The organism is Streptomyces sp. I05A-00742 (assembly GCF_013055795.1).
Taxonomy (GTDB): Bacteria; Actinomycetota; Actinomycetes; order Streptomycetales; family Streptomycetaceae; genus Streptomyces.
Genome location: NZ_JABETO010000029.1, coordinates 1 through 25624, shown reverse-complemented (window position 1 = coordinate 25624; position 25624 = coordinate 1). Strand labels below are relative to the sequence as shown.

General features: G+C 73.2%; 25 protein-coding genes. 14 read left to right on the top strand and 11 right to left on the bottom strand.

Annotated elements, in window-relative coordinates; translation table 11 throughout:
• Window positions 1-99: 99 nt before the first annotated feature.
• Window positions 100-1575, top strand: a complete 1476-nt coding sequence (locus HN013_RS23630) for a nucleobase:cation symporter-2 family protein (protein ID WP_171169489.1) — start codon at window positions 100-102, stop codon at window positions 1573-1575.
• Between the two features lie 48 nt (window positions 1576-1623).
• Window positions 1624-3171 carry a YfcC family protein gene (locus tag HN013_RS23625; protein WP_171169487.1) on the top strand — a complete coding sequence of 516 codons (1548 nt, stop codon included), beginning with the start codon at window positions 1624-1626 and terminating at the stop codon, window positions 3169-3171.
• Window positions 3172-3206: 35 nt separating this feature from the next.
• On the opposite strand, the gene HN013_RS23620 is transcribed toward HN013_RS23625, so the two are convergent.
• From HN013_RS23620 to HN013_RS23610, 3 genes are all read right to left on the bottom strand, one after another.
• A complete protein-coding gene (locus HN013_RS23620; protein ID WP_171169485.1) occupies window positions 3207-3965 on the bottom strand; it encodes a MerR family transcriptional regulator in 759 nt (252 codons plus the stop codon).
• A 121-nt stretch (window positions 3966-4086) separates the two neighbouring features.
• Window positions 4087-5703, bottom strand: coding sequence for a malate synthase A (gene aceB, locus HN013_RS23615; RefSeq protein WP_171169483.1), 1617 nt, complete (start codon window positions 5701-5703; stop codon window positions 4087-4089).
• A gap of 235 nt (window positions 5704-5938) precedes the next feature.
• Window positions 5939-6625 (bottom strand): NTP transferase domain-containing protein, encoded by a 687-nt coding sequence (locus HN013_RS23610; protein WP_171169481.1) that lies wholly within the window; start codon window positions 6623-6625, stop codon window positions 5939-5941.
• A 156-nt stretch (window positions 6626-6781) separates the two neighbouring features.
• Between HN013_RS23610 and HN013_RS23605 the strand changes: the two genes are divergently transcribed.
• On the top strand, window positions 6782-7186 hold the full coding sequence (locus tag HN013_RS23605) for a DUF5955 family protein (protein ID WP_249375311.1): 405 nt from the start codon (window positions 6782-6784) through the stop codon (window positions 7184-7186).
• Window positions 7187-7257: 71 nt separating this feature from the next.
• On the opposite strand, the gene HN013_RS23600 is transcribed toward HN013_RS23605, so the two are convergent.
• Window positions 7258-8043: an IclR family transcriptional regulator gene (locus tag HN013_RS23600; protein WP_171169479.1), complete on the bottom strand. Its 786-nt coding sequence runs from the start codon at window positions 8041-8043 to the stop codon at window positions 7258-7260.
• Between the two features lie 229 nt (window positions 8044-8272).
• On the opposite strand from HN013_RS23600, the gene allB reads away from it, so the two are divergent.
• Both allB and alc read left to right on the top strand, forming a co-directional pair.
• Window positions 8273-9607: an allantoinase AllB gene (gene allB / locus HN013_RS23595; protein ID WP_171169478.1), complete on the top strand. Its 1335-nt coding sequence runs from the start codon at window positions 8273-8275 to the stop codon at window positions 9605-9607.
• Complete coding sequence (gene alc, locus HN013_RS23590) at window positions 9604-10776, top strand: allantoicase (protein WP_171169476.1); 1173 nt, start codon at window positions 9604-9606, stop codon at window positions 10774-10776. Before allB ends, alc begins: the two co-directional genes overlap by 4 nt.
• A 22-nt stretch (window positions 10777-10798) precedes the next feature.
• Here the strand turns inward: alc and HN013_RS23585 are convergent, their stop codons facing one another.
• The 3 genes from HN013_RS23585 to HN013_RS23575 all read right to left on the bottom strand — a co-directional run bounded on the left by HN013_RS23585 (window position 10799) and on the right by HN013_RS23575 (window position 12471).
• A complete protein-coding gene (locus HN013_RS23585) occupies window positions 10799-11458 on the bottom strand; it encodes a transcriptional regulator (protein ID WP_171169474.1) in 660 nt (219 codons plus the stop codon).
• A gap of 100 nt (window positions 11459-11558) precedes the next feature.
• Window positions 11559-11834 carry a DUF6126 family protein gene (locus tag HN013_RS23580; protein ID WP_171169442.1) on the bottom strand — a complete coding sequence of 92 codons (276 nt, stop codon included), beginning with the start codon at window positions 11832-11834 and terminating at the stop codon, window positions 11559-11561.
• Complete coding sequence (locus tag HN013_RS23575; protein WP_171169472.1) at window positions 11827-12471, bottom strand: helix-turn-helix domain-containing protein; 645 nt, start codon at window positions 12469-12471, stop codon at window positions 11827-11829. Before HN013_RS23575 ends, HN013_RS23580 begins: the two co-directional genes overlap by 8 nt.
• Before the next feature lie 137 nt (window positions 12472-12608).
• On the opposite strand from HN013_RS23575, the gene HN013_RS23570 reads away from it, so the two are divergent.
• A complete protein-coding gene (locus HN013_RS23570) occupies window positions 12609-13031 on the top strand; it encodes a ribonuclease domain-containing protein (RefSeq protein ID WP_171169470.1) in 423 nt (140 codons plus the stop codon).
• A 297-nt stretch (window positions 13032-13328) separates the two neighbouring features.
• Window positions 13329-13976 carry a bifunctional 4-hydroxy-2-oxoglutarate aldolase/2-dehydro-3-deoxy-phosphogluconate aldolase gene (locus tag HN013_RS23565; RefSeq protein WP_171169468.1) on the top strand — a complete coding sequence of 216 codons (648 nt, stop codon included), beginning with the start codon at window positions 13329-13331 and terminating at the stop codon, window positions 13974-13976.
• A gap of 229 nt (window positions 13977-14205) precedes the next feature.
• Here the strand turns inward: HN013_RS23565 and HN013_RS23560 are convergent, their stop codons facing one another.
• Complete coding sequence (locus tag HN013_RS23560) at window positions 14206-14832, bottom strand: LysE family transporter (protein WP_171169466.1); 627 nt, start codon at window positions 14830-14832, stop codon at window positions 14206-14208.
• A 228-nt stretch (window positions 14833-15060) separates the two neighbouring features.
• Here HN013_RS23560 and HN013_RS23555 point away from each other — a divergent pair, with 228 nt between their 5' ends.
• The 6 genes from HN013_RS23555 (at window position 15061) to HN013_RS23530 (ending at window position 20934) form a co-directional block, all read left to right on the top strand.
• Window positions 15061-15810: a GntR family transcriptional regulator gene (locus tag HN013_RS23555; protein ID WP_171169464.1), complete on the top strand. Its 750-nt coding sequence runs from the start codon at window positions 15061-15063 to the stop codon at window positions 15808-15810.
• 242 nt (window positions 15811-16052) lie between these two features.
• Window positions 16053-17024, top strand: coding sequence for a sugar ABC transporter substrate-binding protein (locus tag HN013_RS23550; protein WP_312018699.1), 972 nt, complete (start codon window positions 16053-16055; stop codon window positions 17022-17024).
• Complete coding sequence (locus HN013_RS23545) at window positions 17021-18067, top strand: ABC transporter permease (protein ID WP_171169460.1); 1047 nt, start codon at window positions 17021-17023, stop codon at window positions 18065-18067. The genes HN013_RS23550 and HN013_RS23545 overlap by 4 nt, the downstream gene beginning before the upstream one ends.
• Entirely contained in the window at window positions 18064-19017 is a 954-nt protein-coding gene (locus tag HN013_RS23540; protein ID WP_249375309.1) for an ATP-binding cassette domain-containing protein, read from the top strand. The genes HN013_RS23545 and HN013_RS23540 overlap by 4 nt, the downstream gene beginning before the upstream one ends.
• 217 nt (window positions 19018-19234) lie before the next feature.
• Window positions 19235-20356 carry an ROK family glucokinase gene (locus HN013_RS23535; RefSeq protein WP_171169458.1) on the top strand — a complete coding sequence of 374 codons (1122 nt, stop codon included), beginning with the start codon at window positions 19235-19237 and terminating at the stop codon, window positions 20354-20356.
• Between the two features lie 5 nt (window positions 20357-20361).
• On the top strand, window positions 20362-20934 hold the full coding sequence (locus HN013_RS23530) for a hypothetical protein (protein WP_171169451.1): 573 nt from the start codon (window positions 20362-20364) through the stop codon (window positions 20932-20934).
• 78 nt (window positions 20935-21012) lie between these two features.
• Here the strand turns inward: HN013_RS23530 and HN013_RS23525 are convergent, their stop codons facing one another.
• Genes HN013_RS23525 through HN013_RS23515 form a run of 3 tightly spaced genes read right to left on the bottom strand, consistent with a single transcriptional unit; the run spans window position 21013 to window position 24153 of the window.
• Complete coding sequence (locus tag HN013_RS23525; RefSeq protein WP_171169448.1) at window positions 21013-21990, bottom strand: AraC family transcriptional regulator; 978 nt, start codon at window positions 21988-21990, stop codon at window positions 21013-21015.
• Between the two features lie 52 nt (window positions 21991-22042).
• Window positions 22043-22984: a VOC family protein gene (locus HN013_RS23520; RefSeq protein WP_171169446.1), complete on the bottom strand. Its 942-nt coding sequence runs from the start codon at window positions 22982-22984 to the stop codon at window positions 22043-22045.
• A gap of 41 nt (window positions 22985-23025) precedes the next feature.
• Complete coding sequence (locus HN013_RS23515; RefSeq protein WP_212764722.1) at window positions 23026-24153, bottom strand: FAD-dependent monooxygenase; 1128 nt, start codon at window positions 24151-24153, stop codon at window positions 23026-23028.
• Between the two features lie 613 nt (window positions 24154-24766).
• Here HN013_RS23515 and HN013_RS23510 point away from each other — a divergent pair.
• Window positions 24767-25624, top strand: an 858-nt coding sequence (locus tag HN013_RS23510; protein WP_312018697.1) for an alpha/beta fold hydrolase, incomplete at its 3' end; no start/stop codon positions are given.

The following is a 25624-nucleotide window of genomic DNA, read 5'->3' as shown; positions in this document are numbered from 1 at the left end:
CCGAGGGGGACGGCCCCCGGCCGGGGTCCACGGGGTTCCGAAGAGCCCGACGAGTCCGACGTGTCCGACGCGGCAGTGCACCGGCCGACAGGAGGCCCCGTGACAGCACTCCCCACCCCACCCGCGGACCAGCCCGACGCGGACCGGCCCGCCCCCGCCGACGCCACCGGTGAACCGGCCCGCGACAAGACCCCACCGCCCCGGACCACCGGATCCGGGCAGCGGCACCCCGTCGACGAGGTCCCGCCGGCCGGGCGGCTGGTGGCCGGCGGACTCCAGCACGTCGCCGCCAGTTACGCGGGAGTGGTCGCCCCGCCGCTGGTGATCGGCGCCGCGGTGGGGCTGTCCACCGCGCAGACCACCTTCCTGGTGGGTGCCGCCCTCTTCACGGCCGGGATCGCCACCCTCCTCCAGACCATCGGCTTCTGGAAGGTCGGCGCCCGGATGCCCTTCGTGAACGGCGTCTCCTTCGCGGGCGTCGCGCCCGTGCTGGCCCTCGCCGACGGCCAGGCGGACAAGAGGGACGCCCTGCCCGTGGTGTTCGGGGCCGTCATGGTGGCGGGGGCGCTCGGCTTCCTCCTGGCGCCGTACTTCTGCCGGCTCGTCCGGTTCTTCCCGCCGGTCGTGAGCGGGACGGTCATCACGCTCATCGGCCTCACCCTGCTCCCGGTCGCGTTCGGCTGGATCCAGGGCGGCCACCCGGAGCGGCCCGCGACCGGGACCGGACTCTGGCTGGCCGGGGCGACCCTCGTGGCCGTCCTGGTGCTGCGGCGGGTGCTCCGCGGGTTCCTCCAGCAGATCGCGATCCTGCTCGGCATGGTCGTCGGCACCCTGCTGGCCGTCCCCGCGGGGGCCGTGGACACGTCCGCCACCCGGCACGCCGCCCTCGTCGGCTTCCCCGAGCCCTTCCACTTCGGGACCCCGCACATCCAGCTCTCGGCCGTGGTGAGCATGTGCATCCTGATGCTCGTCTGTATGACCGAGAGCACCGCGGACATGCTCGCCCTCGGTGAGATCGTCGGACGTCCGGCGGACGAGAAGGTCATCGCGGGCGGGCTGCGGGCGGACACGCTCGGCAGCGCGGTCTCCCCGGTGTTCAACGGCTTCGCCAACAGCGCGTTCGCGCAGAACATCGGGCTGGTCGCCATCACGGGCGTCCGCAGCCGCTTCACCGTCGCCGCCTGCGGGCTGATGTTCGTCGGGCTCGGGCTGAGCCCCGCCTTCGCCTCGCTGATCGCCCTGGTGCCGCAGCCGGTGCTCGGCGGCGCCGGCCTCGTGCTGTTCGGGACGGTCGCGGCCAGCGGCGTCGGCGTCCTGCTCAAGGCCGGTCTCGACCGGGGCGACAACCTGCTGATCGCCGCCGTTTCGCTTGGCATGGGCATGATCCCTGTCGTCTCCAGGACGTTCTACGCCGGCGACACCGTCCCCGAGACCGTCAAGACCGTCCTGAACTCCGGCGTCAGCGCCGGATGTCTGACGGCCGTCCTGCTCAACCTCGCCTTCCACCACCTGGGCCGCGGCGGAGGGAATGCCGGGCCGCCCCGCGTGGCGGAAGGGGAAAAACCAATGATCTAGTGATAATCGGGGCAAACCGGCTGCACTGTCGTGCGGAGAGGGGCCCCCATGGACCGGCGCACGGACGACGACGCCGACGGGCAGCCCACCGGGGCCGAGGGAGACGGGGCCGACGGCAAACGGGGGTTCGTCTTCCCCAGCGCGCTCACCGTGCTGGCCGCCGTGACGATCGTCGTCTGGGCCCTCGCCTTCGTCATCCCCGCCGGCACCTACCGGCGCACCGAGGACGGCACCCCCGTCCAGGGCACCTACCACCGCGACGCCGCGCCCGGCGACTTCGTCCACCGGCTGGGCGAACTGTTCCTCGCCCCGGTCAACGGCCTCTACGGGGTGCGGGACCCCCGGACCGGCCAGGTGGCGGCCGACGCGACCGGCGTCCTCTACGGCAGCGCCGCCGTCTTCCTGTTCGTCCTCGCCATCGGCGCGTTCATCACCGTCGTCTTCGCCACCGGCGCCCTCGACCGCGGCATCGAACGCCTCGCCCACCGGCTGCGCGCCCGCGGCGCGCTGCTGATCGCGGGCATCATGGCCGTCTTCTCGCTGCTGGGCACGGTGGAGGGCTTCGCCGAGGAGACGCTGGGCTTCTACGGACTGATCGTGCCCCTGATGCTCGCCCTCGGGTACGACCGCATGGTCGCCACCGGCGCGATCATCCTCGGGGCCGGTGTCGGCGTGCTCGCCTCCACCGTCAACCCCTTCGCCACGGGCGTGGCCTCGTCCGCCGCCGACGTCTCGCTCGGCGACGGGATCGCGCTGCGCTTCGCGATGTGGGTCGTCCTCACCGGCGTCACCATCGGCTACGTCCTCTGGTACGCCCACCGGGTGCGCGCCCGTCCGGAGCGCTCCCTCGTCGGCTTCCTGCCCGGTGACCGGGAGCTGGCCGCCGCGTCCGAGGAGCCGCCCTCGCTCACCGGGCTGCACCGGACCGTGCTCGTCGTCGTCACCCTCGTCTTCGCCTTTATGATCTTCTCGGTGATCCCCTGGTCGAGCGCGCTCACCGGCCGGGCGGACGCCGAGCCCTACGGCTGGGAACTGAACTGGTCCTTCGCCCAGTTGGCCGCCCTCTTCATCACGGCCGCGCTGCTCGTGGGGATCGTCGCCCGCCTCGGGGAGCAGCGGCTGAGCGCGGTGATCGTCCAGGGCGCGGCCGACTTCATCGCGCCGGCGCTGACGATCGTCCTCGCCCGCGGGGTCACGGTCATCATGAACAACGCCCGTATCACGGACACCGTGCTGCACTCCATCGAGAGCGCCGTCTCCGGCACGGCCGCGTCCCTCTTCGGCATCATGGTCTTCGTCGTCAACCTCCCCCTCGCCTTCCTCATCCCCTCCACCTCCGGCCACGCCACCCTCGCCATGCCCATCCTCGCCCCGCTCGCCGATTTCGCCGGCGTCTCCCGGGCGGTGGTGGTGACGGCGTGGCAGGCGGCGAGCGGGTGGATGAACCTGTGGGTGCCGACGACGGCCGTGGTGGTCGGCGGGGTCTCGCTGGCGAAGGTGGGCTACGACCGGTACCTGCGCTTCGTCTGGCCGCTGCTGGCCGTCCTGGCGGTGCTGATCTGCGGGTTCGTGGCGTTCGGGGCGGTGGCGACGTAGTTTCTCCGGGCGGCCGTCATAGGAAGGCCCGGCTGTTACATGGAGACCCTGGCGTACTCGTGGAGGGCGTCGCGGACGAACGCGGCGCCCTCCGGGCTCCCGTAGGTGGTGGCGAAGCACGGGTCCTCGACGTACATGTCGCCCAGCCCGCACACGAGTTGGACGGACCGCTCATGGTCCCCTTCAGCCACCGGGGTGCCCGGGATCCCGCCGAGCCACTCCACATGCCGGGCGGCCAGCGCCTGCGCGCGCTCCGACTCCGGGGACACGCCGTCCTTCCAGGCCGCGGTCCACGCGGTGACCAGCGCGTCGGTGTCCCGCTTCCACGCGATCCGCTGCTGCAGGTTCTTCCCGTGCCACCAGTCGTTGCTCTGCCGGAACGCGTGCTCGCCCCAGCGTCCGACGACCTCGTCCCGGTAGCTGTCGTTGAACCCCTCCAGCATCACCTTCATGGAGGGGTCGCTCCCGGAGCGCCGGGCGTCGAGGGTGTGCCGGGCCGCCTGGATCCGTCGGTCCAGGCGGTCGCGCTCGGCTTCGAGGAGCCCGATGTGCTCGCCGAGGGCACCCTCCTCGTCCCGCTCCCGGTCCAGGACGTCCACGATGACGGGCAGGGCGAGGCCGAGGTCCCGCAGCAGGAGGATGCGCTGGAGGCGGGCCACCGCGTCCGCGTCGTAGTACCGGTAGCCGTTGTGGCCGGTCCTGGAGGGAGGCAGGAGCCCGATGTCGTCGTAGTGACGCAGGGTGCGGGTGGTCACACCCGCCTTCCGTGCCACCTGCTGGATGGTCCACTCCATCGAATCCTGCCCGCTCTCCGAGAACGACGTACGCCCTCCGATCCTCTCCCGGATCCGTTTCCCGGCGCGGTCCGGCCCCTCCTGGGCCCGGCCCGGAACTCCCCGGCCGTCCCGGTAGCGATCAGTCGAGCAGCCCGTACGCGGGGAGGGTGAGGAACTCGACGTAGTCGTCGTCGAGGGCGAGCCTCAGCAGCAGGTCGTGGGCCTCCTGCCAGCGGCCGGACGCGAACTCCGCGTCCCCCTTCTCCTCGCGCAGGGCGGCGAGTTCGGCGGCCGCCACCTCGCGGACGAGGTCGGGCGTCGCCTTGCCGCCGCCCTCCAGGTCGACTCCGGTGTGCACCCACTGCCAGATCTGCGACCGGGATATCTCGGCCGTGGCCGCGTCCTCCATGAGGTTGAAGATGGCCACCGCGCCCAGCCCCCGCAGCCATGCCTCGATGTAGCGGACGCCGACCTGGACGGCGTTGCGCAGGCCTTCGAAGGTCGGCCGGGCCTCCACGGTGTCGAGCGCGATGAGCTGGTCGGCGGTCACCCGGACGTCCTCGCGCAACCGGTGCTTCTGGTGGGGGCGTTCGCCGAGCACGGCGTCGAAGGCGGTACGGGCGACGGGCACCAGGTCGGGGTGGGCGACCCAGGAGCCGTCGAAGCCGTCGCCCGCCTCGCGCTCCTTGTCGGCCCGGACCTTGCGCAGGGCGGCCTCGTTGACCTCGGGGTCGCGGCGGGACGGGATGAAGGCCGCCATGCCGCCGATCGCGTGGGCGCCGCGCTTGTGGCAGGTGCGGACGAGGAGTTCGGTGTAGGCGCGCATGAAGGGCACGGTCATGGTGACCGCGTTGCGGTCGGGCAGGACGAACTTCTCGCCGGAGTCGCGGAAGGTCTTGATGAGCGAGAAGAGGTAGTCCCAGCGGCCCGCGTTGAGGCCGGAGGCGTGGTCCCGCAGCTCGTACAGGATCTCCTCCATCTCGTAGGCCGCGGTGATCGTCTCGATCAGGACGGTGGCCCGGACGGTGCCGTGCAGCAGACCCAGGTACTCCTGGGCGAAGACGAACACGTCGTTCCACAGCCGGGCTTCGAGGTGCGACTCGGTCTTCGGCAGGTAGAAGAACGGCCCCTTGCCCCGTTCCGCGAGGCGGCGCGCGTTGTGGAAGAAGAAGAGGCCGAAGTCGACGAGGGCGCCGGGGACGGGCCGGCCGGCGGCGGTGAGGTGACGCTCGTCGAGGTGCCAGCCGCGCGGGCGGACGACGACGGTCGCCAGCTCCCCGTCGGGGCGCAGGGCGTAGGTCTTGCCCTCGGGGCTGGTGAAGTCGATGCGGCGCTCGAAGGCGTCGATGAGGTTCGCCTGGCCCTGGACGACGTTCTGCCAGGTGGGGGCGGAGGCGTCCTCGAAGTCGGCGAGCCACACCCGGGCGCCGGAGTTGAGGGCGTTGACCGTCATCTTGCGGTCGGTCGGCCCGGTGATCTCCACCCGGCGGTCCTCCAGCGCGGCCGGGGCGGGGGCCACCCGCCAGGTGGGGTCGGCGCGGACGTGGGCGGTCTCGGGGAGGAAGTCCGGGGTGCCGGTGCGGGCGAGCACGGCGCGCCGCTCGGCGCGGCGGGCCAGCAGTTCGTCGCGGCGGGGGGTGAACCGTTTGTGCAGGGCGGCGACGAACTCCAGTGCCGGGCCGGTCAGGACCTCCTCCCGGCGCGGCACGCTCGGGGTGCCGGCGACGGTCAACGGGGTCGGCCTTGATGCGGGCATGGGCTGTCACTCCTCGCAGGGCTGTTCGGGGGGTGGGGTGCGGAGTCCGGGCGGTGGGACGGGGCAGTGGCACGGAGTGCCGGGAAGTGCACCCGGCGGTGTTCGGGAGGGTAGTTTTCGTATGACGGAAGTTCAATACCGCAGGTGTTTTCCGGCCGGTGCGCGGGCGGCCGCGGCAGAGGCGGTGGAAGCGGCGGAAGTGGCGCGGAGTGCCACCCGGAGCGCCCGGGCGGCGTCAGGCGAGGAGCGCGAGGTCGTCCGGGGTGTCGACGTCGTCGGGCGCGGCGATGTCCGCGCACTCGACGAGCCGGACGGCGTCCGCGTGCGCCCGGAGGTAGGCCCGCGCGCCCCGGTCCCCGGTGGCCTCCCGGGCCACGCCCGCCCAGTGCTCCCGGGCCAGCAGCACCGGGTGGCCGCGCCGGCCCCCGTAGGCCGCCGCCACCAGGCCCGCCCCGGCCCGGTGCGCGGCCACCACCCGGGCCACGGCGGCCGCGCCGATCCGCGGCTGGTCCACGAGCGTCACCACCACCGCGGACACCACCACCGCGGACACCACCACCGCGGACACCTCGGCCCCGGACACCTCGGCCCCGGACACCTCGGCCCCGGCGAGCGAGGCCAGCCCCGCGCGGAGCGAGGACCCCATGCCCCCGGCCCACCCCGGGTTCTCCACGACGACGCACGCCGATCCGTCGAGCCGGGCCCTGACGTCCGCGGCGGCCGCGCCCGTCACCACGTGCACGGGTCCGCACCCGCCCGCGGCGAGCGCGGCGGCGGCGTGCTCCACGAGGGTGCGCCCCCGGTGTTCCAGCAGCGCCTTGGGCCGCCCGCCGAGCCGCCGGCCGCCGCCGCCCGCGAGCAGCAGCCCGGCGACGGGCGATGCTCCCCCGTATGTCGTATTCGTGTCCCTCGTCAGCGCCATGTCTCATTGCATAGCGCAATCGTGGCAGCGTGTGCGCCATACGTCTGTTCGTCACTCGCCAGAGAAGATGCGGCCTGAATTTCGCTTTCCGTGTGGCGCGGCACACGGAAAGTGGCGTTAACTGATCCGCGCGTGGGCGTGGGCAGGGGGAGAGTCATGGCGGAAGGCGCCGTAGTGGTGGAACAGGAGCTGACGGGCCGTCCTGGTGAGCGGGATCCGAGGGTGGACGAGCTGAGCGCGGCCGTCGCCCGGCTGCGGCGGGCCCTGGCTGCGCATCCCGCCCGGTTACCCGACCGCGACGCCGCCGAGGACGAACTCGCCGCGCTCGACGCGATGGCCCGCGCGGGCGGCCCCGAGATCTCCCGGCTGCGCAGCTCCCTGCTGCTCGTCGCCGGCGCCGTCGGCTCGGTCAGCGCCCTGGCCCCGGCCCTCGGCGAGGTGCGCGAGGCGGTCGAGCGGTTCGCCGGGCGGCTGGCCGGTGAGCAGGGTGAGTTCGGGGAGCACGGCGACTTCGGCGAGCATGCGGCCGCGCATCCCGCCCGGCCGGAGCGCAGGGGCTGACCGGCCCACGACAGGACTCCTGGCGTCAGGACGGCGTCAGGAACGGCGTCAGGAACGGCATCAGGCCGGCATCAGGACGGCGTCGTGCTCGCGAGGGCGGCCGACAGCTCGGCCGCGATCTGCTTCAGCAGCGGAACGATCCGCTCCGTGGACTCCTCCGTGACCCGCCCCGCCGGACCGGAGATGGAGATGGCCGCCGCCGTGGGGGAGCCCGGCACCGGCACCGCCAGGCAGCGGACCCCGATCTCCTGCTCGTTGTCGTCCACCGCGTAGCCGGTCTCCCGGACCCGCGCCAGCGCGTCGACGAACACCTCGGGCGCGGTGATGGTCTTCTCGGTCGCGGCGGGCATGCCCGTCCGGCCCAGGATCGCGCGTACCTCGTCGTCCGGCGCCTGCGCGAGCAGGGCCTTGCCGACGCCGGTGGTGTGCGGCAGGACCCGCCGGCCCACCTCGGTGAACATCCGCACGGAGTGGCGCGAGGGCACCTGGGCGACGTAGACGACCTCGTCGCCGTCGAGCAGGGCCATGTTCGCCGTCTCGCCGGTCTCGTCCACCAGGCGGGTGAGGTACGGGCGGGCCCAGGTGCCCAGCAGCCGGGCGGAGCTCTCGCCGAGCCGGATCAGCCGGGGGCCGAGCGCGTAGCGGCGGTTGGGCTGCTGGCGGACGTAGCCGCTGGCGACCAGGGTGCGCATCAGCCGGTGGATGGTGGGCAGCGGCAGCCCGCTGCTGGTGGCCAGCTCGCTCAGGCCCACCTCGCCGCCGGCGTCGGCCATGCGCTCCAGCAGGTCGAAGGCGCGTTCGAGGGACTGGACGCCCCCGGTGGCGGACGGGGTTCTGGGCTCGGCGGACGAGGGCACTGGTCGCGGTCCTTCCGGGGGGTGGGGTGGGAGCAGCCTACCGGGCCGTGGCGAGTGGCTCACGCTCGGTTCTGGTGCACGAAACCGCTCTCCCGGTATCCGAAAAGAGGCATGTGGGGGGAGTGGTGGCGGCCCGGGGGTTGACGGGCCTCCGGCGGGAATGGAGACTGCGGGCCATCGCTGTTCAACAGAACGTTGAAATCCGCCTGTTGACCCTCAGGGGGGCGTCGTGTCCGACCGGCAGCTGGTGGTGCGCTCACGACGTGTCGTGACGCCCGAGGGCATCCGCCCCGCTTCCGTCGCCGTCGAGGACGGCCGCATCACCGCCGTCCGGGACCACACCGCGGCGCCCGGCCCCGGCGTCCGGGTCGAGGACCTCGGCGACGACGTGCTGCTCCCCGGCCTGGTCGACACCCACGTGCACGTCAACGACCCGGGCCGCACGGAGTGGGAGGGATTCCGCACCGCCACCCGCGCCGCGGCGGCCGGCGGCATCACCACCCTCGTCGACATGCCGCTCAACAGCGTCCCGCCCACCACCACCGTCGGCCACCTGCGCGTCAAGCGGGAGACGGCCCGCCCGGCCGCCCACGTCGACGTCGGCTTCTGGGGCGGGGCGCTGCCGGACAACCGGGCGGACCTGCGCCCGCTCCACGACGCCGGGGTGTTCGGCTTCAAGGCGTTCCTCTCGCCGTCCGGCGTCGACGAGTTCCCGCACCTGGACGCCGGGGACCTGGAGACGGTCGCCGCCGCGCTCGCCGCCTTCGACGGCCTGCTGATCGTCCACGCCGAGGACCCCCACCGGCTGGACCGCGCGCCCCGCCCCGACGGGCGCCGGTACGCCGGCTTCCTCGCCTCCCGCCCGCGCGACGCCGAGAACGAGGCGGTGGCACGGCTCGTCGAGGTCGCCCGGCGGCACGGCACCCGGGTCCACGTCCTGCACCTGTCCTCCGCCGACGCGCTCGGCACGCTCGACGCGGCCCGGGCGGCCGGCGTGCGGATCACCGCCGAGACCTGCCCGCACTTCCTCACCCTCACGGCGGAGGAAGTCCCGGACGGCGCCACCGAGTTCAAGTGCTGCCCGCCCATCAGGGAGGCCGCCAACCAGGACGCGCTGTGGGCCGGGCTGGCCGCCGGGACCGTCCAGTGCGTGGTCTCCGACCACTCCCCGTGCACCGCCGACCTCAAGGTCCCCGACTTCGGCAGGGCCTGGGGCGGCATCTCCTCCCTCCAGCTCGGCCTGCCCGCCGTCTGGACCGAGGCCAGGCGCCGCGGCCACACCCTGCACGACGTGGCCCGCTGGATGGCCACCGCCCCCGCCGCCCTCGCCGGCCTCACCGCCAAGGGCGCCATCGAGGCCGGCCGGGACGCGGACTTCGCGGTCCTCGCCCCCGACGAGACGTTCACCGTCGACCCGGCCGCGCTCCAGCACCGCAACCCGGTCACCGCCTACGCGGGACGCACCCTGCGCGGCGTCGTCCGGTCCACCTGGCTGCGCGGCCGCAGGATCCACCACCGCGGCGCCCTCACCGAACCCACCGGCCGACTCCTGGAGCGCGTATGACCCCGAGCGGTATACCCACCGCCGTCACCGCCACCTCGTCGTTCACCAGCACCCCGCCGTTCACCGCCGTCACCTCCTTCACCGGCCCCGCGAGCCCCTACCCCGGCGGCGACCCGTACGCCGACTACCGCACCGCCGACCTCCCGTTCGGCCACCTCCCCGACCTCGCCGACCGCCGGCTCGGCGGCGCCGTGACCGCCGCCAACGACGAGTTCTTCGCCGAGCGCGAGAACCTGCTCGTCCCCGGGCCCGCCCGGTTCTACCCGGAGCGCTTCGGCCACAAGGGCAAGATCATGGACGGCTGGGAGACCCGCCGCCGCCGCGGGCCGTCCGCCGCGCACCCGTACCCCGCGGACGACGACCACGACTGGGCGCTCGTCCGGCTCGGCGCCCCCGGCGTCGTCCACGGCCTCGTCGTCGACACCGCCCACTTCCGCGGCAACCACCCGCGGGCCGTGAGCGTCGAGGCGGCCGCCCTGCCCGGGACGCCGTCCCCGGAGGAGCTGCTGGCGGACGACGTGGAGTGGACGGTCCTCGTCCCGCGCACCCCCGTCGGCGGCCACGCCGCCAACGCCTTCGCCGTCCACCGCGCCCGGCGCTTCACCCACCTGCGCCTCAACCAGCACCCCGACGGCGGCATCGCCCGGCTGCGCGTCCACGGCGAGCCCGTGCCCGACCCGGCCTGGCTCGCCGCGCTCGGCACCGTGGACGTGGCGGCGCTGGAGAACGGCGGCCTGGTCGAGGACGCCTCCGACCGCTTCTACTCCTCCCCGCTGGGCACCATCCTGCCGGGCCGCTCACGGCGGATGGACGACGGCTGGGAGACCCGCCGCCGCCGCGACCGCGGTCACGACTGGGTGCGCTACCGGCTGGCCGGACAGTCGCTCCTGCGTGCCGTCGAGATCGACACCGCCTGCCTCAAGGGCAACGCGGCGGGCTGGGCGTCACTCTCGGCACGCGACGCGGAGGGCGACGGCGGATGGACCGAGATCCTGCCGCGCACACGCCTCCAGCCCGACTCCGTCCACCGGTTCCCGCTGGGCGGGGGCGGGGTGGTCGCCACGCACCTGCGCCTCGACGTCCACCCGGACGGCGGGATCGCCCGGCTGAGGGCCCACGGCGCGCTCACGGAGGCGGGGACGAAGGCGCTGGAGGCCCGGGGGAGATGAGGTACGGCTCCGGGGGAAGGCCTCAGCCCTCCGGCAGGGAGTTCCAGAACATCGTCTCGTAGCCCTGCAACAGCCGCCCGTACCGGTGCGCCAGCCGCTCCGTGAGCACCCCGTCCGCCAGCCCGGCCGCCACCGCGGCCAGCGCCCGCTCGGCGGCGTCCGGATCGGGCCGGGCGAAGAAGTCGAAGAAACCGCACGCCGTGTCGTCGAACCCGTAGTGCGTGCGCAGCGCCCGGCCCACCGTGGTGCAGTAGCCGCCCCACGCCGCGAAGTTGACGGTCACGGCCACCACCACGTCCACCGGCTCGGCCTGGAGCGCCAGCCAGGCCGTGTACGCGGGGTACGCCTGGCCGCCGGGCGTCGGCTCGTACGCCCCGACCGCACGCTCGTCCAGCCCGCAGGCCGCCGCGAGCGGGCCGAGCAGCTCCAGCGCGGTGGTCTCGCCCCGCGCGAGCGGGTCGAAGAACGCCGCCACCGCCGGACGGGCGGCCGACCGCTCCGCCAGGTGCCGGTAGCTGCGCCGGTCGGAGGCGATGACGTGGTGCTGCTCCAGGGCGAAGGCGGCGATCGCCGAGCGCGGGGCCGCGCCGGTCGCGATCAGGGGGACGAGCCGGTTCGCGCCCGTGTCCGGGGCGAGTTCCCGCACCGCGTCCGTCAGGACGTCCTGCGCCGTGCGCGCCATCGTTCCGCCTTCCCGGGCGGCGAGCCCAAGGTGCAGGGACGGGGCGCTCAGGATACCGGCGGACGCCGGTGGAACCGGGGCCCACGTGCCGGGTGGCGGTCTACTTGCCGATGTAGAAGAGGAGGAAGAAGAAGGCGGAGATGAAGTGGACGGCGACGAGGTAAATGAAGACCCGGACCTTCATGCCCATCGGGGCGCGGTCCTCCACCTCGGCCTTGCCGGCTCCGGCACCGGCCCCGATCCCGGCCCCGGCCGCGTGGACGACGGGACCCGCCGTGACCTCCGGCCCGTTGGCGGCCTCCTCCGGGGCGGGGGCGGTCCCGGTGGTGGCCGTCTCGCTGTGGTCCGCCGCCTGGCGGTGCACGGTGTCAGTCATGGTGTCCCCTCCGGGTCGGTCCGGCGTCGCCGAGGCACAGCCCGGCCGCGCCGCTCTGCATCAGCGTGTGCATGAACAGCAGGTCCACCCCGCCGTGGGAGGCGGCCGCGATGCGGTGCGGGGTGAGGGAGTCGAAGTGGGCCGCGTCGCCGGGGCCGAGCATGTGCGTCGTCCCGCCGAGCGCCAGCCGGAGCCGGCCCCCGGTGACGTACAGCCACTCCTCGCCCGGGTGCACCCGCACCAGTTCCTCCTGGCCCGCCGCGTCCTGGCCGTGCGGCACGTGCAGCCGCAGGGCCTGCATGGCGCGGCCCGAGCCGCCGGCCCGCCAGTACGTCCAGCCGCCCGCCCGCTGCGCCTCCATCCGGTCCGCGCGCACGATCGGGTCCGCCGTCTGGGGCACTTCCCCGAGGAGGTCGGATACCGTCGTTCCGTAGGTGCGCGCGAGGGCCAGCAGCATGGGCAGCGACGGCGTACGGCGTCCGGTCTCCAGCCGGGACAGATGCGCGGGCGACAGCCCGGCCCGGGCCGCCGCGACCTCCAGCGTCAGCGCGCTGCGGGTCCTGAGCGCGCGCAACTGCGGGGCGACGGCGGGGAGATCCTCGGTCGCGGGGTCTTCCGTTCCGGTCTGTGGGCTCATGTTCCCGGTATAGCCCTGCCGTGCCTCAAAGGCAAAACTCTTTGCCTCCCAGGCAATACGCGGAGTCGGTGAACGGTGGGGGAACATCGCGTGTTTGTCGTTGACATGACATGTGCTACGCGCGTCATGCTGGGCGCATGAACATCCCCCACCGTTTCGCGCGCGTCGGCGCGCTCGCCGTTCTGGCCTCCTCCCTCCTCGTCGGCACCCCCACCGTCGCCACCGCCGCCGCCCCCTCGGCGGACGGAGGAACCGTGTCCGTCGCCGTGCGGGGCGTCGGCCACATCTGTTACTCCGGGCTGCCCTCGCAGGCACACGACACCCTGGACCTGATCGAGGAGGGCGGCCCGTACCCGTACCCCAAGGACGGGACAGTCTTCAGTAACCGGGAGGGCGTCCTGCCGAAGCAGAGCAGCGGCTACTACCACGAGTACACGGTGATCACGCCCGGTTCGCCCGACCGGGGCGCCCGCCGGATCGTCGCCGGCAAGAAGAGCCGCGAGGACTACTACACCGCCGACCACTACCGGTCCTTCGCCCGCGTCGACTTCTCCTGCTGACCCCTCTCCTGACCGCCCCTTCGCCGGCCGGGTGCGCGTCGCCCCGGCCGGCCCGGCGTTGTTGGAACGATGGATTCCACTTCTGGGTGCCCGGTAGCAGGAGTTGACGGAGCGTCAGATACGGCGTGCAACAGTGCAGGTGCCGTCACGCCCGGCCGTGCCCCGGCGCACGCCTTCGCCTCGGCGGCGGGGTGCGCGGCGGGGGCGGATGTCAGTCCCTGCCGTTACCGTTCTTCTCGTTCCGCAGACGACGCACGCGTGACGTTCCACGCGTGACGAGAAGGGCGGCGAACTGTTGTGTATCGCTGGGAGATCACCCGGGCAGCGCTGGGGCAACGCGTCCTCGCCATGGTGCGCGGCGACAGCTACGACCAGGCGACGCTGACGTCGGGCACCCTGCTCGCGGCCGGACTCACCAGCCTGGAGATATCCCTCGCCACTCCCTTCGCCCTGGACGCCGTCGCCACCCTGGTCCGGGAGGTCGGTGACGAGGCGGTCATCGGCGCCGGCACGGTCCTGGACGCCGCCTCCGCCCGGCTGGCCGTCGAGGCGGGCGCCCGTTTCCTGAGCTCGCCTGCCCTCGACCCCGAGGTGCTGCGCACCGGCCACCGCCACGGCGTCCCGGTCTTCGTGGGCGTCTCGACCCCGGCCGAGATCGTCCGGGCGCTGGAACTGGGCGCCGACGCGCTCAGGCTCTTCCCTTCCTCCTGCCCCACCTGCCACCGCCCCGAGCGCATCCGGGAGATCCGCGCCGAGCTGCCGCAGGCGGCCCTGGTGCCGAGCGGGGGGATCGACGTCGACGCCGCTCCCGAGTGGATCGCCGCGGGGGCGGTCGCCTGCGGCATGGGCGCCGAACTGGCGGACGGGGACCGCGATTCGGTGGCGAAGCGGGTGGAGGAGCTGATCGGGCGGCTCGCGGAGGCGGATCGCGCGGGGGGAACGTAGCGCGGGCCTGTCCGGGCCGACGGGCACGGGCCTCCCCGGACCGACGCGCACGGGCCTCCGGTCCGGCGGTCGGTCGGTGTCTTGCCATGCACGGGCCCCGGTCGGTCGGCGTCTTGCCGTTGCCGGGCCCCGGTCGGTCGGCGTCCTGCCGTGGCCGGCCCCCGGTCGGTCGGTCGGCGCCTTGCCCTGCCCGGGGCCGCCGGTCGAGCGGTCAGCGCGGGGCCGCCGGTCAGGCGGTCAGCGCCCCGCCGAACTCCGCGAGCAGCAGCGCGGACGCCGCCAGGAGCAGGCCGCCCGCCCCGGCGAGCAGCAGCCGGAAGGCCCGGGTCGTCATCCGGCGCCGGGTGCGGGCCACGACCAGGGCGAGGAGCGCCTTGCTGCCGACGAGCAGGGCGTAGAAGCCGGCCAGGAAGCCGCCCGCGCCCCCGGGCCCGTCCCGCCACGCGTCGACGAGCAGCGGTGACCCCGTGGTCAGCCAGAACAGCCACGGGTGCGGGCTGAGGAGGTTGACCAGCACGCCCTGCCGGACGGTCCGACGGCCTTCGGCGGGCGCCCCGGCGTCGTCCGGGCGCGGGAGTTCGGCCGTGCGTGCCTCCCGCAGCGTCGAGCCGCCCAGCCACAGCAGGAAGAGGCCACCGGCGAGGCCGCCCGCGGCGACGGCCCGGTCCGGCAGGGCGGACAGCGCGGTCACCGACAGCACGATCACCGGCAGATCGGTGAGCACCGGCACGGCCGCCACCCGCAGGCCCACGCCCAGCCCACCGCGCAGAGTGCCGGACACCACCAGGGCCAGCAGCGGCCCCGGGCTGACACCCGCGCTCAGGCCCAGCGCCACACCGAGGGCCAGGACCTTCACCGGCGCTCCCCCTCCCGCGGGCACCGCGTCCCGCGCCGGGCCGATCCTCGCGCATCCGGGGCCCGTACGGCAGCCCGCGCGGACCGGCGCGGCCGCGCGACCGGGGGAGCGCTCAACGGCCGCGCGCGCCACGGCACCCCGCTCGCACGCACAGGTCACGACGCATATGTCCGGACAACCGGACCTCCGGACTTCCCGTCATCAGGTCCCCCGGCTACCCTCCCTCGGGTGGCAGAGCACCGATCCCTCCAGTTCACCCTGGACCGCAGCAGCCCCGTCCCGCTCTACTACCAGCTGGCCCAGCAGCTCGAAGCCGCCATCGAGCGGGGCGGACTCGCGCCCGGCAGCCTGCTCGGCAACGAGATCGAGCTCGCCGCACGGCTGGGGCTGTCCCGGCCGACCGTCCGCCAGGCGATCCAGTCGCTCGTCGACAAGGGTCTGCTGGTGCGGCGCCGGGGCGTCGGGACGCAGGTCGTGCACAGCCAGGTCAGACGGCCGCTGGAGCTGAGCAGCCTCTACGACGACCTGGAGGCGGCGGGCCAGCAGCCCGCCACCCGGCTGCTGGAGCTGGCCGCCGTGCCCGCCCCCGCGGCCGTCGCCGCCGCCCTCGGGGTGTCCGAGGGCGCCGATGTGGTCCGGCTGGAGCGGCTGCGGCTCGCGCACGGGGAGCCCGTCGCCCACCTGTGCAACCATCTGCCCGTCGGGCTGCTCGATCTCGACGGTGACGTCCTGGCCGGGACCGGGCTGTACCGTCTGATGCGCACCGCGGGCATCACCCTGCACAGCGCCCGGCAGACCATCGGCGCCCGGGCCGCGACGGCGGACGAGGCCGGCCGGCTGGCGGAGCCGGAGGGGGCGCCGCTGCTGACGATGGAGCGGACGACGTTCGACGACAGGGGACGGGCCGTGGAGTTCGGCTCCCACCTCTACCGCGCCTCCCGCTACTCCTTCGATTTCCAGCTGCTGGCCAGGCCGTGAGACGGTCGGGGACCGCTCGGTCGTCAGAATGTTCTGACAAAGTATTGACGTGGTGTGGCGCGCGCCACTAGAACACCTGAACACCGCACCGGGTGAAAGCCCCCGCGGTCGGCCGTGACGGATCGTGACGGATACTTGGGCGGTTGGGCTCGCGGGACCGGGGCCCGGCCGCACCGTGACAGACAGTGGAAGGGCAAGTCCTCGTGGCAAGGGTTCGGACAGGCGTACGTGCGGTGAGCGCCGTGCTGGCAGCGGTGCTCGGCGCCACACTGGCGGGGTGCAGCAGTACGGGCGGCAAGCGCGCCGAGGAGCGGGCCGCCAAGGCCGCCCAGGGCCGCAGCGCGGTCGACACGCCCCGGTGGACCTTCGCGATGGTCACCCACTCGGGCGATGGCGACACCTTCTGGGACATCGTGCAGAACGGTGCCAAGCAGGCGGCGGTCAAGGACAACATCAAGTTCCTCTACGCCCACGACGTGGAGGGGAACAAGCAGGCCCAGAGCGTCCAGGCCATGATCGACCAGAAGGTCGACGGTCTGATCGTCACCCTCGCCAAGCCGGACGCCATGAAGGACGTCGTGGAGAAGGCGAAGAAGGCCGGCATCCCGGTGATCACCGTGAACTCGGGCTCGGACAAGTCCAAGGAGTTCGGCGCCCTCACCCACATCGGGCAGGACGAGGTCGTCGCCGGCGAGGCCGTCGGCGAGCAGCTCAACGAGCGCGGGAGGAAGAAGGCCGTCTGTGTCCTGCACGAGCAGGGCAACATCGGCCACGAGCAGCGCTGCGAGGGCGTGAAGAAGTCCTTCAAGGGCGAGGTGGTGAACCTCTACGTCGAGGGCACCAATATGCCCGGCGTGCAGTCCTCCATCGAGGCCAAGCTCCAGTCCGACAAGGACGTCGACGCCGTCGTCACGCTCGGTGCCCCCTTCGCGCCGACCGCGGTGAAGGCCGCCGAACAGGCCGGCAGCAAGGCCGAGGTCGACACCTTCGACCTCAACGCCAAGGTCGCCGAGGCGCTCAAGGAGGGCTCGCTCGGGTTCGCCGTCGACCAGGACCCCTACCTCCAGGGCTACGAGGCCGTGGACCTGCTCTGGCTGTACCGCTACAACCGCGACATGCTCGGCGGCGGCCGTCCGGTCCTCACCGGCCCGCAGATCGTCACCAAGGACGACGCCAAGGTCCTGGCCGAGTACACCAAGCGGGGGACCCGATGAGCAGTACCGCCGCCACCGTCCCCGAGGCGGACCAAGGGCCGGCGCACCGGGGTTACCTGCGCCGTATGCTCGGCCGCCCCGAGCTGGGCGCGGTCGTCGGCGCCGCCGCCGTCTTCGTCTTCTTCGCGATCGTCGCCGACTCCTTCCTGGAGGCGTCCAGCCTCTCCACCGTGCTCTACGCGTCGTCGACCATCGGCATCATGGCCGTACCGGTGGCGCTGCTGATGATCGGCGGCGAGTTCGACCTGTCCGCCGGTGTGATGGTGACCAGCTCCGCGCTGATCTCCTCGATGTTCAGCTACCAGATGACGGCCAACGTCTGGGTCGGCGTCGGGGTGTCCCTGCTCGCCACCCTGGCGATCGGCTTCTTCAACGGCTTTGTGCTCACCCGCACCAAACTGCCCAGCTTCATCATCACGCTGGGTACGTTCCTGATGCTCACGGGCCTCAACCTCGGCTTCACCAAGCTCATCAGCGGCACCGTCTCCACCAAGACCATCGGGGACATGGAGGGCTTCGAGTCCGCCCGTGCCCTCTTCGCCTCGCACTTCACGGTGGGCGGCGTGGACCTCCAGGTCACCGTCCTGTGGTGGCTCGGCCTGGTCGCCGTGGCCACCTGGGTGCTGCTGCGCACCCGCGCCGGCAACTGGATCTTCGCGGTCGGCGGCGGCGTGGACGCGGCCCGCGCGGTCGGCGTGCCCGTCCGGCGCACCAAGATCGGCCTCTATATGGCGGTCGCCTTCTGCGCCTGGATCTCGGGCCAGCACCTGTTGATGTCGTACGACGTCGTCCAGTCCGGCGAGGGTGTCGGTAACGAGCTCCTCTACATCATCGCGGCCGTCATCGGCGGCTGTCTGATGACCGGCGGCTACGGCTCGGCCGTCGGGTCCGCGATCGGCGCGTTCATCTTCGGTATGACGAGCAAGGGCATCGTGTACGCGCAGTGGAACCCGGACTGGTTCAAGTTCTTCCTCGGCGCGATGCTCCTGCTGGCGACCCTGCTGAACGCCTGGGTACGGAAGCGCGCGGAGGCCAGTAAATGAGTGCTCTGGTCAGGCTGACCGACGTCAGCAAGTTCTACGGGAGCATCCGCGCCCTCGAAGGGGTCTCCCTGGAGGTGCACGCGGGGGAGATCACCTGTGTGCTGGGCGACAACGGGGCCGGCAAGTCCACCCTCATCAAGATCATCGCGGGGCTGCACCGGCACGACGCCGGCACCTTCGAGATCGAGGACGAGGAGGCGCGTCTCGGCTCGCCCCGGGAGGCCCTGGACCGGGGCATCGCCACGGTCTACCAGGACCTCGCCGTGGTGCCCCTGATGCCGGTGTGGCGCAACTTCTTCCTCGGCTCGGAGCCGACGAAGGGCCGGGGCCCGTTCAAGCGCCTCGACGTGGCCGCCATGCGGGAGACGACCCGGACCGAGCTGGCCCGGATGGGCATCGAGCTGCACGACGTCGACCAGCCCATCGGCACCCTCTCCGGCGGCCAGCGCCAGTGCGTGGCCATCGCCCGGGCGGTCCACTTCGGCGCCAAGGTCCTGGTGCTGGACGAGCCGACGGCCGCGCTCGGCGTCAAGCAGTCGGGCGTCGTCCTGAAGTACGTGGCCGCCGCGCGCGACGCGGGCCTCGGTGTGGTGCTGATCACCCACAACCCGCACCACGCGTACCTCGTCGGCGACCGGTTCGTGCTGCTCAAGCGGGGCGCGATGGCCGGCAGCCACGCCAAGGCCGACATCGCCCTGGACGAGCTCACCCGGCAGATGGCGGGCGGCAGTGAGCTGGAGCAGCTCAGCCACGAGCTGGAGCGCGCGCCCGTTCCGGACCTCGCGGCCAGGAAGCCCGACCCCGCGGTCGGGAAGCCGGACCTTGCGGTCGGGAAGTCCGGCTCCGCGGTCGAGACGCCCGGCCCTGCGGCCGGGAAGCCCGACCCCGCGGCCGGGAAGCCCGGCCCCACCGCCGGGACGGCGGACGGGGCCCGCGACGGGGACTCCTGATCATGACGCGGGGCCCGGCGCCGGGAGTGGTGCCGGGCCCCGCCGCCCGTTGTGCGGCGAACGCCCCCGGTGAGGCACAATCGGCGACGCGGGCAGCACCCGCACCGACCGCAAACCGCGAGGCCCCGGGCCTCCCCGAGCACCGCAGGGACGACGACCTCGTGCGAGCACGCCCCCGATCAGCCGCCGGAGCCCACCGAGGCACGGAGGTGTCGCGATGAGCATCTACCGCGAGCGGGTCTACCGGGGCTCCGCGCGGGCGACCGTCCTGCGCACCGCGGGATCGCGGGAACGGCGTTCGCACCTGACCGCGCCCCGCGTCCCCACCGTCGGCATCGACATCGGCGGCACCAAGGTGATGGCCGGGGTCGTCGACGCCGACGGCGCCATCCTGGAGAAGGTGCGCGCCGAGACCCCCGACAAGTCCAAGAGCCCCAAGGTCGTCGAGGACACCATCGTCGAGCTGGTCCTCGACCTCTCCGACCGGCACGACGTGCACGCCGTCGGCATCGGCGCGGCGGGCTGGGTGGACGCCGACCGCAACCGCATCCTGTTCGCCCCGCACCTCTCCTGGCGCAACGAGCCGCTGCGCGACCGGCTGGCGGGCCGGCTCGCCGTGCCCGTCATGGTCGACAACGACGCCAACACCGCCGCCTGGGCCGAGTGGCGCTTCGGCGCGGGCCGGGGCGAGGACCACCTGGTGATGATCACCCTCGGCACCGGGATCGGCGGCGCGATCCTGGAGGACGGGCAGGTCAAGCGCGGCAAGTTCGGGGTGGCCGGGGAGTTCGGGCATATGCAGGTCGTGCCCGGCGGCCACCGCTGCCCGTGCGGCAACCGCGGCTGCTGGGAGCAGTACAGCTCCGGCAACGCGCTGGTGCGCGAGGCCCGCGAGCTGGCCGCCGCGGAGTCCCCGGTGGCGTACGGGATCATCGACCGCGTCGGCGGCAACATCCCCGAGATCACCGGCCCGCTGATCACCGAGCTGGCCCGGAACGGCGACGCCATGTGCGTCGAGCTGCTCCAGGACATCGGCCAGTGGCTGGGCGTCGGCATCGCCAACCTGGCCGCCGCCCTCGACCCGTCCTGCTTCGTCATCGGCGGTGGCGTCAGCGCCGCCGACGACCTGCTGATCGGCCCCGCCCGGGACGCCTTCCGCCGCCATCTGACCGGCCGCGGCTACCGGCCCGAGGCCCGTATCGTCAAGGCCCAGCTCGGCCCCGAGGCCGGCATGGTCGGCGCCGCGGACTTGGCCCGGCTGGTCGCCCGCCGCTTCCGGCGCGCCAACCGGCGCCGCGTCGAACGGTACGAGCGGTACGCGCAGGCGGGCCGCGGGTGATCACCATGGAGCACACCGACCGCACGACGGACGCCCGGACGCCCGGGGAGGACGGCCCGGACGGCACCCGCGGGACCCGTCGCTGGCTCAAGCCCCTGATCGTCTTCCTGCTGATCGCGATCCCCGCCGGCTACCTCTACATCTCCGCGATGCAGAGCCGGAACGGCAACGGCGACAAGCAGGAGGAGGCCACCGTCACCGGGCTGGAGGAGGGCTGGCCCTCCCGGCTCCAGCGGCGCATCTACGAGGTGACGGTGCCGTCGGGCGCCGAGGACGTCGCCCATTTCGAGACCAACTCCTGGAAGTCCAGCTCGCTGTTCCTCCAGTTCACCACCACCCAGGAGAAGTTCGGCCAGTGGCTGGGCGACCACGGGATGAACTCCTCCGACCTGGAGGACGGTGACGTGACCATCGACGAGGAAGAGGCCGGCACGGTCGGCTGGGACTTCGACGGCAAGCACCGCTGGACGGGCACGGTCCGCGAGGAGGACAAGCCCAAGCCGAACCTGGAGGTGACCGCGAACCTCGACGACCCGCGGTACCCCCGGGTGTTCGTGGTCTCCACGACGACGCCCTGACGGTCCGGGGCGGCGCGGCGGGTTCGAGGCGGTGCGGCCGGTCCGAGGTGGCGCGGCCGGGACGACGCGTCGCCGGGGTCATCTCCGGGCCGCGGTGTCGGAGGGGAGTTCGGCGAAGCGGTCGCGATACGCGCTCGCGAAGCGGCCGAGGTGGGAGACGCCCCACCGGTAGGCGATCGTGCCGATGGGGTCGGTGGAGGCGAGGATGTCCGCACGGATCCGGTCGAGCCGCACGTTGCGGACGTAGGACAGGGGCGGGACGCCGAGCCGGTCGCGGAACGCCGAGCTGATGGTGCGGGGGCTGCACCGGGCGGCCTGAGCGATGTCACCGAGGCTGATGCGATCGGCGAGGTTCGCCTCGATGAACGCGAGGGCCGCGCGCACAGCACGCGGGTGGCAGGGTGGAGGACCGTCGCGCAGCCCGGCCGTGTGCGAGTGCGGCTGCGCCAGGAGCAGGGCGGTGACGATGGACCGCAGCTGGCCGCGCTGCACGTCCGGGCGCTGGAACAGGGGGTCTCCCGAGTCCAGTTGTTCGAGGAGGGAACGGACCAGCAGCCGCACCGCCCGGCCCTTGGCGGTGGCCAGGTCCAGGGCGAAGTCGAAACGTATGGGGGACAGCGGCGGTTGCCCGGTCAGCGCACAGAACTCCTGCTCGACCAGGGCGGCGTCGATGCGCAGCCCCAGGAACCGCGTCCCGCGGGCACGCACGGGCCGCAGTTCCTGGGAGTCCCCGGGGTTGACGACTCCCGCCGTCGACGCGTCCAGGGTCGTCCGCAGGCCGCCGAGCGCCGCCGAGATCGCGCCGGAGACACCGATGTTGACGAAGTAGGACCTGTGGCCGCCCTCGGCCGGGGCGACGCGCACATCGAGCGGCGAGGCGAAGTAGCCCACCGCGAAGTCCTGAGCGGCCACGCCGCGCAGCTCGTGATCGCCGCCGCACAGACCGTCCAGCGGCGAGGCGGCGACAGAACCACCGAAGAGCAGGGTGGCGGCGTTCAGCAGGTCGACGGGGTTCCGGGATCTGCTGATGAGGTGGGTGCGCAGCGGCTCCGGCACGGCGTTCGCCTCCCTCGGTGCGCCCGATCTGTGAGTCGCTCCGCGGACCCGCTCACATCGGTGGGGCGACGAACAGCCCCGGGTCCACGTCGTTGTGGGACTTGGCGGCGATGAACTCGTCCATCTCATCGGCCGTGCCCCACTCGTCCGCGTTGGCGGGGTCGCACAGATCATAGATGTGGGGGTGCCAGGTGTCCTCGTCCAGGATCTCCAGCTCGGTGGTGTACTCGACGGTGTTGCCGGCCCGGTCGAGGAAGTAGCTGAAGGAGTTGCCACCGGCACGGTGCCGCCCCGGCCCCCACAGCCGCTCGATGCCCATGCGCCGCATCCGGCCGGTGCCGCGCATGTACTCGTCGATTCCGCGCATCTCGAAGGAGGCGTGGTGGAAGGCCGCGTGCGGCCCGCGCACGATGCCGAAGCTGTGGTGGACGGTGTTGCACCGCAGAAACCAGATGATCTCGCCGCGGCCGCCGAGGCGCATGGTGTCCGAGAGGCGGAACCCCAGGTGTCTGATGTACCAGGCAACCGTGGCCTCGGGGGTGGGGGAGTTCATCAGGACATGGGAGAGGCGCACGGGGACCGGCTCGCGGGCCTCGATCCTGCGGTGCCGGCGCGCGGCGACATCGGCGGAGACCTCCACCACGCGGCCCTCGTTGTCGAAGAAACGGACCGCGTAGCCGCCCCCGGGCGTGTCCAGCGGTCTCGGTTCGTGGACCAGCCGCACCCCCTGCGCGATCAACTGTGCGGCCAGGGCGTCGATATCGCCGGCGCCGGCAGCGCCGAAGGCGATCAGATCGGTGCGTTTGCGGGCGTCCTCGCGCAGCCGCACCACATACTGCTCCGGGGAGCCCTCGGCCGCCAGGAACGAGACACCGGTGTCACCGGCCGTCTCCGTCAGCCCCCACAGCTCGGTGTAGAACCGACGCTGCTCGGCGAAGTTCGGCATGGCGATATCGATGTGCCGCAGGTGGGTGATCAGACTGCTGTTGCTCATGGTGAACTCCCTCGCCCAGTCGGTCTCTTCGCGCCGGACGGTCACGCGGGCCCGGCCATGAGCCGGTGACCGGAATCCGTGAGCCGATACGCTTCGCGATGGCGTCGCGCTTGTTCCAGGCGGGCGATCGCCACCGAGGTCTCCACGAGCGTTCGGCACCGCTGCCCGCGCCGCCTCACGAACGCCTCGATCCCCGCCCCGACCGACCTGTGCCGCCCGAGCTCTTCGGCCAGCACGAGCCCGTCCTCGATGGCCAGCGCCGCGCCGCCGGCCATCTGTGGTGCCGGCGCGTGCGCGGCGTCACCGATGACGACGCCGTTGCCCCGGCTCCAGGCGCCCTCCAGGAACGCGGTCAGCACCGGACGGCGCACCACCCACTCCGACGCGGACACCAGAGAGCGGATCTCCGCCACCCGGTCCGGGAAGGCTCCCAGCAGCCGCCGCAGACGCGGGACGAGCTCGGCCTCGGGCAGGACGCTCCGCTCCACTCCGTTCTCCGTCAGGAACACGTACGCCCGGCCGACCGAGACGGGCACGAGGCCGACCGTGCCGGCCTCCCCGGCGAACTGGTGGATCCCGGTGGCCCACCGCGGGCGGGGCACCAGAGCCCGCCAGACCATCTGCCCGTGATAGTCGAGCGAGGCACCGAGGCCCAGCAGGCTCCGGGTAGTTGAACGGATCCCGTCCGCACCCACCAACAGCGCCACCCGCCGGACCGTCCCGTCCGACAACCGCACGCGGACCAGCTCCCCCTCCTGGTCCACCGCCGTGATGGTCAGTCCCTGCCGCACGACCACGCCGCGCCGCTCGGCCTCCGCGCACAGGACGCGGTGCAGCACGGGGCGTGCCACGCCCGCCATCGACGGTCGCCGCGCACCGGCCAGGCGCGGCAGCCGGGTCTCGCCCGCGGGCTCGCCGTCCACGTCCACGTGCGTGATCACGCTCATGCCGTAGCCCGCGGCCAGACAGTCGTCCACGAGACCCAGCCCAGCCAGAGCACGCAGCGCAGGACCGGTCAGGCACAACCCCCAGCCCGAAGCCGCCCTCGACGAGTCGATCTCAGCGACCTCAACCTGCCATCCCGCGCCCGCCAGAGCAGCGGCCGCTGTCAGACCGGCAACGCCCGCGCCCACGACCACCGCCGTACGCGGACCGCGATAACTGTTCATGCCGCCTCCAGGACGCCTGATTTCCTCGGAACCGTAAGCTCCGTCGGCGCTCCGCCTCATCCGAATCAGGCGGCGGGTATCCGCTGCCCGCAATCGACTGCCTGTACCTGATCGGCGACTGCATCCGGTGGGAAGGCGTCGACGTCCCGCCCGTCCCGGCTCGGTCGCGGGCCACCGATCCGGGAGTGCCCGGTGTGCTTGGACGTACGGCCGACCGAGATCCGGAGCCGAACTCGGGACTCTGAGCGGTGGATTCGGCGCCGGTGTGCCGACGGCCCCTCCAGGGCGTCGGAGACCAGCTCGATCCACAGACGGCCGGCGGTGGCCCGGCCGGCCACCCGCCAGGAGACAAGGGACGTAGGTGATGTCGCCACACCAGCGGGTATTGAGAGCGGTCGGACCGGGAGAGAAGCCGCGCGCGACGAGGCCGGGCCGGGCACTGCCCGCAGACCGGAGACGGATGGTCCGGCGACACGGCGTTCGGCCGCACCTGACGCCCTCGCGCCGCAGGACGCCGTGGACCACGACGCCCGGAAGGTCTTCCACCTGGTCAGGCCCGTATAGTCATGCCCCCCGTCGTGGGAGCGGTGTGATACATGAGAGGGTCTGGCGGGTGAGTGAGACACCGGCGAACACCCTGCAATACCGCTCTGACGGGCCAGAGGACGCTCCCGTCCTGGTCCTGGGGCCCGCCTTGGGCACCACCTGGCATATGTGGGACCGGCAGGTACCGGAACTCACGCGCCACTGGCGCGTCCTCCGTTTCGACCTCCCCGGTCATGGCGGGGCACCCGCCCGGCCCGCTGTGACCGTTGGCGACCTCACCGACCGGCTGCTCGCCACCCTTGGGCAACTCGGCGTCGAGCACTTCGCCTACGCCGGATGCTGCATCGGCGGCGCGGTCGGCGCCGACCTGGCCCTGCGCCACCCGCACCGGCTCGGCTCCCTCGCCCTCATCGGGGCCGCCGCCCGCTTCGGGTCGGCCGACGGCTGGGGCGTACGAGCCTCCGAGGCCCGCTCGCACGGCCTCGACCCGGCGGCCAGGGCCGCGCCCGAGAACTGGTTCAGCCCCGGCTTCGCCGCGGCCCAGCCCGCCATAGTGGACTGGGCCGTTCATATGGTGCGCACGACCGACGTCCCCTGCTACTCCGCCGCCTGCGAGGCGCTGGCCGCCTTCGACGTCCGCTCCGGCCTGGACCGGGTGGGCGTGCCCACGCTCGTGCTCGTCGGCGCCGAGGACCCGGTCACTCCGCCCGCGGACGCCCGGGTGCTCGTCGCCGGCATCCACGACGCGCGGCTCGCGGTCGTCCCCGGTACCCGGCACCTCGCCCCGGTCGAGCAGCCCGCCGCCGTCACCGACCTGCTCGTACGCCACTTCACTGCCGACTGGCGGCTGCCGGGCACCCGGCCGCAGCGCGGCCCCGCCGCCGCCCCGGCCCCGCCGGCCGGCCCGCTGCCGACGGCAGCCGCG